This window comes from Nevskiales bacterium, assembly GCA_035574475.1.
Classification (GTDB): Bacteria; Pseudomonadota; Gammaproteobacteria; order Nevskiales; family DATLYR01; genus DATLYR01.
The window spans coordinates 1-12,327 of the sequence record DATLYR010000202.1 but is presented as its reverse complement, the minus strand read 5'-3'; the positions used below and the strand labels follow the sequence as shown (position 1 = coordinate 12,327).

The window sequence follows — 12,327 nt, the reverse complement described above, 5'->3', positions numbered from 1 at the left end:
ATGGCCACACCCGCCCGCAAACCCTCCTTTACCCTGTGGGTCCTGAAGAAGGTCGAGCCGCCGATCTTCGAGTACCGCAAGATCACACTGGCCGTGCTGTTCGCGCTGACCGCGTTCTTTGCCTGGCACGCCGCGCAGCTCAAGCCACAAGCCGGCTGGCTGAAGATGGTCCCCAAAGAACATCCCTACATGCAGACCTTTCTCGAGTACTACAAGGACTTCGGCGGGGCCAACACGGTGCTGGTGGCGCTCAAGTCGCACGCGGGCGACATCTACCGGCCCGAGTTCATGGAAACCCTGCGTCAGGTGCACGACGAGGTGTTCTTCATCCCCGGCGTGGACCGTGCGCGTGTCACCTCGATCTTCGCGCCCAGCATCCTGTACGTGGAAGTGATCGAGGACGGGCTGGCCGGCGCCAACGTGATCCCGTCCGACTACACGCCGACGCCGGAGATGATGGAACGCATCCGCATCAACGTCGGCAAGGCCAACGTGGTCGGCCGGCTGGTGTCCGAGGACCAGACCGCCGCGCTGATCGCGGTCGAGCTGCTGGAAACGGACCCCGAGACCAATCAGCCATTGGACTACGTCAAGGTCGGCGACAAGCTCGAAGAAATCCGCGCCAAGTACGAGAACGCCGGCGTCACCGTGCACATCATCGGCTTCGCCAAGGTCGTGGACGACATGACCGACGCCTCGTTCGAGGTCGGTGCGTTCTTCGTCATCAGCCTGCTGCTGACGAGCCTGCTGCTGTGGATCTACGTCGGCTCCTTCGGCCTGTCCACGCTGGTGATGTTCGTGTCCGGGATCGCCTGCATCTGGGAGCTGGGCCTGCTGCACGTCATCGGCTACGGGCTGGACCCCTTTGCGATCCTGGTGCCGTTCCTGATCCTGTCGGTGTCGGTGAGCCACGGTGTGCAGTACGTCAACAACTGGGCACACGAGATTTATACCCACAACCTCGACAGCTACGAGGCCTCGGTCCACACCTTCCGCAAGCTGGCCATCCCCGGCGTGGCAGCGCTGATCACCGACGTCGCCGGCTTCGCCACCATCTACCTGATCAACATCGACGTCATCCGCGAGATGTCGCTCAACGCCGCCTTCGGCATGGCCGGCGTAATCATTACCAACAAGGTCATGATGCCGGCCTTGCTGACTTACATGCGCCTGGGCAACGTCGAGGCCTTCAAGCAGAAGCAGGCGCTGCGCGAACGACTCGGCGACAACGCGTGGCGTCAGATCGCCAAGATCACGCGCCGCGGGCCAGCCACGGCGGTACTGGTCGTGGTTGCCGTGCTGTTCGGCGTGGCCGCCTGGCTGTACCCGCAGGTGCGCATCGGTGAGACCACCGAGGGCGTGCCCGAACTGCGGCCCGACTCGCGTTTCAATCAGGATGCGCGCGAGATCGCCGCCAACTTCGCGATGGGCGTGGACCAGCTCAAGGTCATCGCCGAGACGGTGCCCGATGCCTGCATCGACTACAGCATCATGAGCGAGATCGACCGCTTCTCCTGGTACATGTACAACCAGGATGGCGTGCGCGACGTGCTCTCGCTGCTGGACCTGGCCAAGCTGGCCTACGAGGGCCTCAACGAGGGCCGCCCGAGCGCCGAGGTGCTGCCGCGCAACGCCTATGCGCTGGCGCAGTCCACCGCGCTGGTGCCGACCACCACCGGCTTCCTCAACGACGACTGCGACGCGCTGGCGCTGTTCATCTTCACCCGCGACCACAAGGCCGAGACCATCGAGCATCTCGTCGCCCGGGTGAAGCACTACGAAGAACACATGAACCAGGACCGGCGGGTGAAGTTCCGCCTCGCCTCCGGCAACGTCGGCGTGATGGCCGCCACCAACGAGGAGGTCAAGCGCAACGAGATCCCGGTGGTCGGTTACGTGTACCTGGTGATCCTGGTGTTCCTGTTCCTGTCCTTCCGCACCTTCTCCGGCGTGATCTGCGTGGCGGTGCCGCTGTCGCTGGTCACGCTCATGGGCTACGGGCTGATGGTGCTGCTCGACATCGGCCAGAAGGTCGCCACGCTGCCGGTGCTGGCGCTCGCCTCCGGCATCGGCGTGGATTACGGCATCTACATCTACAGCGTGATGGCGGAAGGTCTGCGCCGCGGTGTGGCGCTCGAAGAGGCCTACTACCACACGCTGCGCCAGACCGGCAAAGCGGTGATCTTCACTGGCATCGGCCTCGGCGTCAGCGTGGTCACCTGGATCTGGTCCAAGCTGCAGTTCCAGGAAGACATGGGCATGTTGCTGCTGTTCGCCTTCACCGCCAACATGCTCGGCGCGATCTTCGTCATCCCGGCGCTGGCGCACTTCTTCGCGCACGAGGAGCTCAAGCACGCCGGCGAGGACCTCACCGGTGACGCCGACGCGGTCATCCGCGACTAGTGGAAATGGGCACCGTCAGCGCGTCGTCACCCGCGCGGGTTCGAAACTGTCCGGCCGCGCCATCGGCCAGAAGTATTTGTACACCTCGTGCTCGGTGGGCCCGGCCAGCAACTCGCCGGGCCGCAGGAAGCGGATCAGGTTCGACACCAGCTTGACCTCGTTCATCGAGACGCGGCGCACGATGTGGTAGGGCCGCAGCTGGCTCGGATGCGTCAAGCCCGCCGAGCCGACCAGCTCTGCCAGCGCCAGCAGGGTATTGCGATGGAAGTGATACACGCGCTCGCCTTTGTCCGGCACGTGCAGCGCCCGCTGCCGCAGCCAGCTCTGCGTGGTGACGCCGGTCGGGCATTTACCGGTATGACAGGTCTGCGCCATGATGCAGCCGAGCGCGAACATGAAGCCGCGCCCGGAGTTGCACCAGTCGGCGCCCAGCGCCATGGTGCGCGCGATCTCGAAGGCCGAGACGATCTTGCCGCTGGCGCCGAGCCGGATCTTCCTGCGCAGGTTCAGCCCCACCAGCGTGTTGTGCGTCAGCAGCAGCCCTTCCTGCAGCGGCGTGCCGACGTGGTCGGTGAACTCCACTGGCGCCGCGCCGGTGCCGCCCTCGGCGCCGTCCACCACGATGAAATCCGGCGTGATGCCGGTTTCCAGCATCGCCTTGCAGATGGCGAAGAATTCCCAGGGATGCCCCAGGCAGTACTTGAAGCCGGTCGGCTTGCCGCCGGACAGTGCGCGCAGCTTCGCGATGAACTGCAGCATCCCGATCGGCGTCGAGAACGCCGAATGCCGCGCCGGCGAGACGCAGTCAACGCCCGCCGGCACGCCACGCGCCCGGGCGATCTCCTCGGTCACCTTGGGGCCCGGTAGCACGCCGCCGTAGCCTGGCTTGGCGCCCTGGCTGATCTTCAGCTCGATCATCTTGACCTGCGGCGTCTGCGCCTCCTGCGCGAACCTTTCCTCGCTGAAGCTGCCATCCGGATTACGGCAGCCGAAGTAGCCGCTGCCGATCTCCCAGATCAGGTCGCCGCCGTGCTCGCGGTGGTAGCTGCTGATGCCGCCCTCGCCGGTGTCATGGGCAAAACCGCCCTTCTTCGCACCGATGTTCAGCGCGCGGATGGCGTTCGCCGACAGCGCGCCGAAGCTCATCGCCGAGATGCTGAACACCGAGTGCGAGTACGGCTGCGCGCAGCTGCCCTCGCCCATCATCACGCGAAAATCCGGGTCTTTGATCTTCACCGGGTTCATCGAGTGGTTGATCCACTCATAGTGCGCCGCGTAAGGGTCGAGCAGCGTGCCGTAGGGGCGTTTGTCGATCACGTTCTTGGCGCGCTGGTACACCAGCGAGCGCTGTGCGCGCGAGAACGGGATCTTCTCGGTCTCCGACTCGAGGAAGTACTGGCGGATCTCGGGCCGGATGAACTCGAGGAAGAAACGCAGGTGCGCGAGGATCGGGTAGTTGCGGCGGATCGCCTGCCGCGTCTGCAGCATGTCCCAGGTGCCGAGCAGGCTGAGCACGCCGGTCACCAGCACCGCCGGCAGCAGCCAGGGCTGCCAGGGCATCGCCGCCGTGCTGGCGAGGAAGGCCAGCACGCAGCCGGCAAAGAACCAGAAACGCGTCGGTATCCAGTGTCGCAGCTGCATGGCCACCCCCTTGCCACGGCGCACTACGGGCCATCCTTCCGACGCGGGGACCAGAAGAAGTCCTGATTTGATTCCGTCACCCCGGCAAGCCGGGGTCCAGAGCCTATGAAAGTCGCTGGATTCCTGCCTGCGCCGGAACAACGTGAGGAACCGACCAGAGTCCCCCTGACGGCAAACCCGCGCGGGATGTTGCCGTTACAGCATCCGCCTAAGCCTGTTGCCAGGCAAGTCGCGGCCAGGGAAGCTCTGATCGTCACCCCGGCGCAAGCCGGGGTCCATGAAAGTCGCTGGATTCCGGCTTTCGCCGGAATGACGAAGGGAATTGATCAGAGGTTCTCTATGGGCGCCGCAGCCGCGCCAGCACTTCCCGGCTGGGGTAGCCATTGTCCTCCAGCCCCGCCTGCCGCTGGTAGGCACGGATCGCCTCGCGGGTCTTGGGCCCGGTGCGGCCATCCACCTCGCCGTCGTAGAAACCTTTGGCCTTGAGCAGGCGCTGCAGTTCTTCCTTCTCGGCGAAACTCAGCGGCGTGAACGGCCGGTTCCAGTCGCGCGTGAGCCCCGGCCGCCCGGCGATGCGGTCGGCCAGCAGGCCCACCGCCAGCGCATAGCGGTCGGCGTTGTTGTAGCGCTTGATCACATGGAAGTTCTGATACAGCGTGAAGGCCGGGCCCTTGCCACCGTCCGGGCGGAAGTCGCCGTCTTCGTCCTCGCGCCCCCAGGCCTTGCCGCTCTGCCAGCCGTTCTTGCGCAGCAAGTTGGCGGCGCTGGCCAGCGCGTCCGGCACCGAGTTCCAGATGTCGCGCCGGCCGTCGCCATCCATGTCCACCGCATAGGCCTGATAGCTGGTGGGAATGAACTGCGTGTGCCCCATCGCGCCGGCCCAGGAGCCGGTCAGGTGGGTCTCGTCGATGTCACCGCGCTGCAGGATCTTCAGCGCCGCGATCAGTTGCCCGCGCGCGTACTTGCGCCGCCGCGAGTCGGCATAGGCCAGCGTCGCCAGCGAGCGGATCACGTTGCGCATGACCTTGGGGTCCTTGAGCGCCTCACCGTAATTCGACTCCAGCGACCAGATCGCGAGCAGGATGTGCCGATCCACGCCGAAGCGCTGCTCGATCCTGTCCAGCCAGGGCTGCCACTCGCGCGTCATCGCCCGCCCGGTCTCGATCGAGCGGTCATGGATGCGGTTGTCGAAGTACTCCCAGGTCTCCGCCTTGAACTCCGGCTGGAAATTTGCGAGCCGGATGACCTCCGGGTCCGGCGCGGTCACATCGCGGAAGGCGCGGTCGTAAGTCGCGCGCGAGATGCCGTGTTCGGCAGCGACGTCGCGGAACTCCGCCACCCACTCGCGAAACTCCTCGTCCGCCTGCGCGGCCGGCGCAAGCAGCAGGGCCACGAGCGCCATCCATACCCGTCTGTTCAGCTTCACACCCCCAGCCTCGCGTCAGTCATCATGAATGCGAGGCACGATGTCACGTTCCGGTGGAGGGTCGCAAGCCCCACAGCGACAGGCCCACGGCGATGAAGGACGCCACTGCGACGCTCACCAGCAGCGCGGTGACCGTGCCCTCCACCAGCGGCGTGGTCCGGCCGGCGCCGAGCGTGCGCCGAGCAGGCAGGCAAACCAGTTGATGTAGCTGGAATACAGCCAGGCCCCGTGGTGCAGCCGCGCCTGCCCGGCCGAGAGCCGGAACTGCGCCCACACGGCGCCCAAGGCAATCAGCAGCACTCCGCTGAGCACGCCGATGGTATGCGCCGACACCCCCAGGCGGGCTGAAACGTCCGCCACAGAATGGCCGCGGTCGACGATCTGACGAACTGCTTCTTCTTTAAACTCTGGCGTGAATCGTTGCTGACTCATACACTCCCTCCTATGCTCAATCATGGGCCGGAAGTGCCAACTAGACCGTGGGAAGCCCAGCGTTAGGTCAGAGTGTCTACTTTAGCGGGTCAAGATCTCCGTCCGCTGCAACCGGTTGTTGGGACGCTGTGCTCACACCTTGACGCATTTCTTGACCGTCTCCCAGGTGCGCGTCGTCACGTTGCTGCCGAACATCTTCTCGATCAAGGTCATGAACACAGGGCCGCGCGGGTTCGGGACGTATGCTGTAAATACCTCGCACCCAGCCTTCGCAAGGATGTGGACGCCATCGCTTTCGATGGGCAATTCGAGCTTGGCTTTGTGCGGTTCCCCGAGAAATGTCACCACGCGCTTGGCGTTTTCCGGTACATCGAAGGCGGCATACGGGTCGGCTTCGATCAGTTCGCGCAGAGCATCGGATGAACGCACGATGGTGTAAAACGTGCGGCCAAGTCGATTCGCCATGGCGGTTTCGGCTTGGCGCGCGAGCGCGGTCTCGGATCTGGCACCTGCGCTAAACACCACATTCCCACTTGAGAGCACAGTCTTTACGTCCGTGAAGCCACAGGCTTCGAACGAGCGCTTGAGCTCCGCCATGTCGGCATTCATCGGGCTGACCCCACGAAGGAACGCGACATATCGCTTCATGCTCTCACCTTCGATTGAGCGGCCCTACGCTTGAATTGACTCGCGCCGCAACGCAGCGTCAGCTTGAGTGCATGGTCAGACCACATGCGCATCCAACATCCTGTTACCCCATGCGCGTCGCGATCCACCAAGTAGTACCCCCGGCGTCCTTGACCCCGCCGCGCTTGTCCTCATCGCCTTTCTGCACGGGCTCCTGGATCGAAACGGCACCTTCATTCAGCGCCTGCCTGTAAGTGGCGTCCACGTCCTTGACATAGACGTGCACATGGGTTGGAACGGGTGGCCAGCCTGGTGCCGAGTCGGCCAGCATGACGACGCTATCGTCGATCCGTACCTCCGCATGCATGAGTCGGCCTTGGTCATCCGGAAAGCTCCTCAAGAGCTCGGCCTGGAAGACGCGCTCGAGGAACCGAACTGTCGCTGCCGCATCGGACACGATCAAATACGGCGAGACGGTTGTGTAGCGGTCTGGCTTGAAGTCAGGCATGAGGGTGTCCTTGTGCGGCCCAACGTTCGACATGAGCGGCAGGGCCCGGCTTGCCGGGACCTGTCCGCTCGATGGAAGGGTTAGACCCCGGCCGTTGCCACGGGAAGGATGCGCTCATGCTTGTGCTTCTAATTCTCGACGCCAGTATTCGTCAGCTTCATTGCACGCTGCGAACATGCTCAGCATTGTTGCCTTCCACCACGCTGCTGCCTCGCTGAAGCTCTGCAAGTCCTCTTCTGACAGCGAGAGTGATTTTGCTGCCTTTGGGTGTGTAACTCGGTTCCGCACCTCAACGGCGCGACGCATAGCGGACCATCCTGGCTGCGCTGTATCAGCCTCAAACTGGGCGCCATGATTTTTCGCGTAGGCACGAATGGAGAACAGGAGGCTCTGTGGAAATGGCAGGAATTGTTCACTGGTCTTGGGGCGCCCTTTGTCGTCGACAAAGTAACGCTCCTCGCTCAGCAGCGCGATCTCGCTGGCAGACAGGATATTTGTGTCGTGTAGTGTTGCGAGGGTGACTTGACGAAGCTGATAGGACAAGCCCTCTACAAGAGCAAACCATGCGCGGACCAAAGCACGCTGCGCATATGCAGTGTTGTTCTGTCGCCCATAGGCCAGCGCGCACTCGAGGTCGGCATTCAGGACGCCCCAAACAGCCTGCAACTGGGCGACCGCTTCAGCTCGGTTCATAGGGGTCTAACGCTCGCGCTCAGGCGCGCCGAAGCGACGGCGCGTTTTGTGCGCCGGAGCGAGGTGAGCGAGCGCAGCGAGCGAATCCGAGGCCGAGCTCTTCGCGAGGCCGAGGACGTCCCACTGGAGTGATGGAATGGACTCCTCCCGCTGTTTTATCGGCATCGAAGTGCCATGCTGAAAGTGCGTTTCCATCAGCAGAACCAACAGGAGGAGTCCTTCATGGATACTACGACCGTTGCGGCGGACTTGGCAAAGGATGTGATCGAGGTGGCGGTGGCGGGCGTTTCTGGCCGATCGGCCAAGCGTGACCGGCTGAGCCGGAAAGGGTTCTCGCGATTTCTGATGCAGCAACCGGCCAGCCTGGTGGTGATGGAGGCCTGCGGAGGCGCCCATCACTGGGCCAGGCAGGCGCAGGCGGCCGGGCACGCTGTAAAGCTGTTGCCGGCGCAGTACGTGAAGCCGTATCGCAGGAGAAACAAAACCGACCGGGCTGGCTGCTCGGCATTGCTGGAGGCCTCCCGCGATCCCGAGCTCAAACCGGTGGCGGTCAAGGCGCCGTGGCACCAGTCGATCCAGGGGCTGCACCGCCTGCGCTCGCAGTGGATGGCGGCCCGCACGGGCCGGATCAACACGCTGCGCGGCCTGCTGCGGGAATTCGGGATGACCATCCCCGTGGGCGCCAGGATGGCGCTGCAGCAGTTACCGGAGAAGTTCGAGGACGCAGCGGTGCCCGCGGCGCTGCGGCCGATGCTGCATTCGGCCCTGGCCGAGATCCGCGAGCTCGAGCAGCGGGTGGATGAGGTCGAAAGGCAACTCAAGCGCCTGACCCAGGCGGATCCGGCAGTGCAGCGGGTTCAGGGGATCAGCGGCATTGGCCTGCTCACCTCCACCGCACTGGTGGCCAGCGCCGTGGATGCCAGGAACTTCAGGAGCGGCCGCCATCTGGCATCCTGGATCGGTCTGACGCCCCGGGAATATTCCAGTGGCAGCACGCGCCAGCTCGGCCACATCAGCAAGCGCGGTGATGTGTACCTGCGGATGCTCTTCATCCATGGTGCACGGGCCGTGCTGCTGCAGGCCGGTCGGCTCAGGCGCGAGGGCAAGCCGCTCAACCGCCTGCAGCGCTGGGCGCTGGCTCTGAGAGATCGGGCCGGGCACAACAAGGCCGCCTGTGCCCTGGCCAACAAGCTGGCCCGTATCGCCTGGGCGACCTGGTACTACAAACGGGATTTCGATCCAAACCACGCCGCGCAGGCGGCATAACGATTACTGGTTTCTGCGGTTGCGCGGGAGAAGCAAGATCATGGCGTGACGGTCGGACCGGTCTGAAACAAGGCCGATAACTACGCTGCTCGGAAAGAGCGTTGCGAGCGTGTGGCCCTTCGGACGCGGATTCCATGAAGGCCAGGACTACATGTCCACCAACAGGCCGGATATACGACTGCAACCGATCTACACGCCGCGATCAGAACTGCGCTTCACCCGCCCTTGCGGGAGGAGTCCATATACGCGTTGTTAGGCGGCACTTTTTCCCAGAAGAAGCGACCAAGCGTTCTGATACTGCTCAATTTCCTGCCTCGGCACATGAACGGCCATATTTCCTAACTTGCGCTGCTGACCATCGCGCTTCGGTTTCGCGTGCCAATGCCCCAACCACCGCTGATATAGCGAATTCGCGGCTTTGCGTGGCACAACGTAAAACGACAGATGCTCGAATCCCAGCTCTCCGGCGTGGTTGTGCTTCTTGGCAGCCGAAAGCTCGATATTTACGAAAACTACGAAATCTGAATCGAACTTATCTCTTCCCAAATCATCCTCTCCCGCGCACTGCGTGAGATACACGTGGTCCTTCAGTATTGGCGCCCCGGTTTTGACCTGAACCCAAAGCTTCTTACGAGGATCGCCGGTTTCCACTATAAGATCGCTTCCCGCGAAGTTATTGCGCAGGCCGCCGGTGAAATACGCGGGAATGCCGTTCATCCAGCACTTTGCGTAAACGGAGGCCTCTCCTATCTTTCCGTGCGACTGCGACTTTCGGAGTTCGAACATAGTGACGCCTAACGCAGAGCTAAGGGGCGCGGCGCTTCGCCGCGTCCCGACTTGAGCGTGTATTTGGGCGGCGTGTAAGCAAACGTTCGCTTCATTTTTGGTGGTGTATGTAACATGTATCTTCGCCGGGCATGGAGGGCTGACCACAGTAGCGACATGGTTTTTCTGCGCGAGTGCGCAGTCTTACTGCCCTTAGAGGAGCACATTCAGTTATGTCGACGTAGAAATAGCCCTCGACTTTGCCCTCCGGGCAACTATCCCTAAGTGTGACCGCAAACACATCAACTCTTCTTCCCAAGCGAGTACGGTAACTCTTGATTCGTTCCTGCGATGTTAGCTCAACACCCTTGGACGCGTAGGCAGATTTAATAGCATCGATTTCGACAGCCAAGAGCTCACTGGGGCTGTATTCGCTTACCTTACCGCGTCGAATACAAAGAGGTGTATCTAAAGATGTACCATCGCCGCTGCCACTCATAACCGCCCCCATCTTTACGACGCCCAACGCCGCCGCTCAGGGGCGCGCCGCTTGCGGCGCGTCCCCTGCAGCGGCTTGTTATGCTGCGTTGCTTCACTTCTTGTATAAGACGCGACCTCGCACATATGCAGTGCTCCCTCTTGACCTCTTGATCAGGCCGAGGTTCTTTAGAACGTCGACGACCTCTGTACGATCTGCGTCTCTCAAGTGTGTCCCTCGAGCAATCGACTTGAGGTTGTCAGGGGTGACCTTCTCGTGCTCCCGGAGGTGGGCCAGCATTCGGAGCGCCATCACGCGCTTCTTAGCGCCATTCCCTGCTTCAGGAATGGCCTTCCACAACTTCCTGACCCAGTACTCCTTCGCCAGAACGTAATTTACAAGCTGATCGCCAAGGCCCGCCTCCCGCTTGAAGTCGTATGATGTGTATTCCAGCCTCTGGATCCCTCTGATGTCGGATGGGACCTCGTGGGATCGTCGGGTGTTCAGTAGGATGTAGTAGTTCTTTTCTGGCTTCTTCTTTAGCCCTTCAGCCAGACCGAGTTCCAAGGCTACGTTCGGGTTCCAGTTTGAGAGGTCAAAGATCGAGTAATCTGACTTCGCGATGTTGCTCTTCATGATCGCCAGGAGGTGCTTGGTCTGGAGATCCGTGTTCCCGTAGATGACATTGAACGGAAGGCCACGAAAAATCGCCCGGAACTTCTTAACGGGGAAGCGCCCCGCAAAGGGGTGACCAACGAAGACGTTCGGCAGTCTTGCGCGTACTCGGGCCATGCTTACCTTCTCGGCGAACTCTTACGCGGCATAACTTAAATTGGGGAGCTGAATAGCTCCAATAAAAAATAGGGTGTCGGGGGTGAGGGGGAGATTCCCCCCTCTTTTCAATGTGGTATACGATGCGTTCATCGTAGGCTTCCCGATTAGGCCGCAAGGACGCAGCCATGCCGAAACCCCGCCTCCTCGATCAGGTCCGCGCCGCCTTGCGGCTGCGCCACTACAGCTACCGGACCGAGCAGACCTACGTCACCTGGATTAAACGCTACATCTATTTTCACGGCAAGCAGCACCCGGCCGGCCTGGGCGAGCGCGAGGTCACGGCCTTTCTCAGCCACCTGGCCAGCGAGCGGCGGGTCTCCGCCTCCACCCAGAACCAGGCCCTGTCGGCCCTGCTGTTCCTGTACGGCGTGGTGCTGGACCGCCAGCTGGACTGGCTGGACAACGTGGTGCGCGCGAAGCGCTCGACGCATATCCCGACCGTGCTCAGCCGCGAGGAACTGCGCCGCTTGCTGGCGCAGCTGGACGGCACGCACGAGCTCATTGCGCGGCTGATGTACGGCACCGGCATGCGCCTGCTGGAGGCCTTGCGGCTGCGGGTCGGCGACCTGGACCGCGAGTACCGCCAGATCACCGTGCGCAACGGCAAGGGTGCCAAGGATCGCGTGACGGTCCTGCCGGAATCCCTGATTCCGGCGCTGGCCGCGCATCTTGAAAAGGTCAAGGACTTGCACGCGCGCGACCTGGCGGCGGGCTATGGCGGCGTTTACCTGCCGTTTGCGCTGGCGCGCAAGTATCCACGCGCCGAATACGAGTGGATCTGGCAGTACGTGTTCCCTTCCGTCCACCGCTCGGTGGACCCGCTGTCAGGCGTGATCCGGCGCCACCACCTGGACGAAAAGAACTACCAGCGGATCATCCGGCAGGCAGCACGGCGCGCGGGGCTGGCCAAGCGCGTGACCAGCCATACGCTGCGCCATTGCTTTGCCACACATCTGCTGGAGGACGGCTACGACATCCGCACGGTGCAGGAACTGCTCGGCCACTCGGATGTGAGCACCACCATGATCTACACGCACGTGCTCAACCGCGGGGGGCGAGGAGTGTTCAGCCCGTTAGACCGGATTTAACGGGCTGACGCGAAGCACTGCTTCGTGAACTCCGGGCGGGCGAGCCATGCAGGGCGAGCCCCGGATCGCGGCGTGCGCAGCCCGCTGGACCGCTAGCGCCAGCGGCGCGCGGCGGTCAGGCCTCCACGGTGATGACGTGCGCCTGGATCTTGCCATCCACCGCGCC

10 protein-coding genes and 1 pseudogene are annotated in these 12,327 nt (G+C 62.9%); 3 read left to right on the top strand and 8 right to left on the bottom strand.

The genetic code is table 11. The features are described from left to right. The gene (locus VNJ47_12190; GenBank protein HXG29593.1) at positions 1-2,403 is read left to right on the top strand and encodes an efflux RND transporter permease subunit; all 2,403 of its coding nucleotides are present in this window, start codon (positions 1-3) and stop codon (positions 2,401-2,403) included. A gap of 15 nt (positions 2,404-2,418) precedes the next feature. On the opposite strand, the gene VNJ47_12185 is transcribed toward VNJ47_12190, so the two are convergent. From VNJ47_12185 to VNJ47_12160, 6 genes and pseudogenes are all read right to left on the bottom strand, one after another. After that, positions 2,419-4,044 (bottom strand): FMN-binding glutamate synthase family protein, encoded by a 1,626-nt coding sequence (locus VNJ47_12185; GenBank protein HXG29592.1) that lies wholly within the window; start codon positions 4,042-4,044, stop codon positions 2,419-2,421. 337 nt (positions 4,045-4,381) lie between these two features. Next, complete coding sequence (locus VNJ47_12180) at positions 4,382-5,470, bottom strand: lytic murein transglycosylase (GenBank protein HXG29591.1); 1,089 nt, start codon at positions 5,468-5,470, stop codon at positions 4,382-4,384. A 315-nt stretch (positions 5,471-5,785) separates the two neighbouring features. After that, positions 5,786-5,902: pseudogene (locus VNJ47_12175) on the bottom strand (transposase). Positions 5,903-6,034: 132 nt separating this feature from the next. Then, positions 6,035-6,550, bottom strand: coding sequence for a DUF1697 domain-containing protein (locus VNJ47_12170; GenBank protein HXG29590.1), 516 nt, complete (start codon positions 6,548-6,550; stop codon positions 6,035-6,037). A gap of 103 nt (positions 6,551-6,653) precedes the next feature. Next, the gene (locus VNJ47_12165) at positions 6,654-7,037 is read right to left on the bottom strand and encodes a VOC family protein (protein ID HXG29589.1); all 384 of its coding nucleotides are present in this window, start codon (positions 7,035-7,037) and stop codon (positions 6,654-6,656) included. A 114-nt stretch (positions 7,038-7,151) separates the two neighbouring features. Then, positions 7,152-7,730, bottom strand: a complete 579-nt coding sequence (locus VNJ47_12160; protein HXG29588.1) for a hypothetical protein — start codon at positions 7,728-7,730, stop codon at positions 7,152-7,154. Positions 7,731-7,952: 222 nt separating this feature from the next. Between VNJ47_12160 and VNJ47_12155 the strand changes: the two genes are divergently transcribed. Next, positions 7,953-8,996, top strand: a complete 1,044-nt coding sequence (locus VNJ47_12155) for an IS110 family transposase (protein ID HXG29587.1) — start codon at positions 7,953-7,955, stop codon at positions 8,994-8,996. A 252-nt stretch (positions 8,997-9,248) separates the two neighbouring features. On the opposite strand, the gene VNJ47_12150 is transcribed toward VNJ47_12155, so the two are convergent. Together VNJ47_12150 and VNJ47_12145 are read right to left on the bottom strand one after the other, a co-directional pair. Beyond that, positions 9,249-9,713: a hypothetical protein gene (locus tag VNJ47_12150; protein HXG29586.1), complete on the bottom strand. Its 465-nt coding sequence runs from the start codon at positions 9,711-9,713 to the stop codon at positions 9,249-9,251. 640 nt (positions 9,714-10,353) lie between these two features. Further along, positions 10,354-11,031, bottom strand: coding sequence for a hypothetical protein (locus VNJ47_12145; GenBank protein HXG29585.1), 678 nt, complete (start codon positions 11,029-11,031; stop codon positions 10,354-10,356). A gap of 167 nt (positions 11,032-11,198) precedes the next feature. Between VNJ47_12145 and VNJ47_12140 the strand changes: the two genes are divergently transcribed. Further along, entirely contained in the window at positions 11,199-12,161 is a 963-nt protein-coding gene (locus VNJ47_12140; GenBank protein HXG29584.1) for an integron integrase, read from the top strand. Positions 12,162-12,327: the final 166 nt, after the last annotated feature.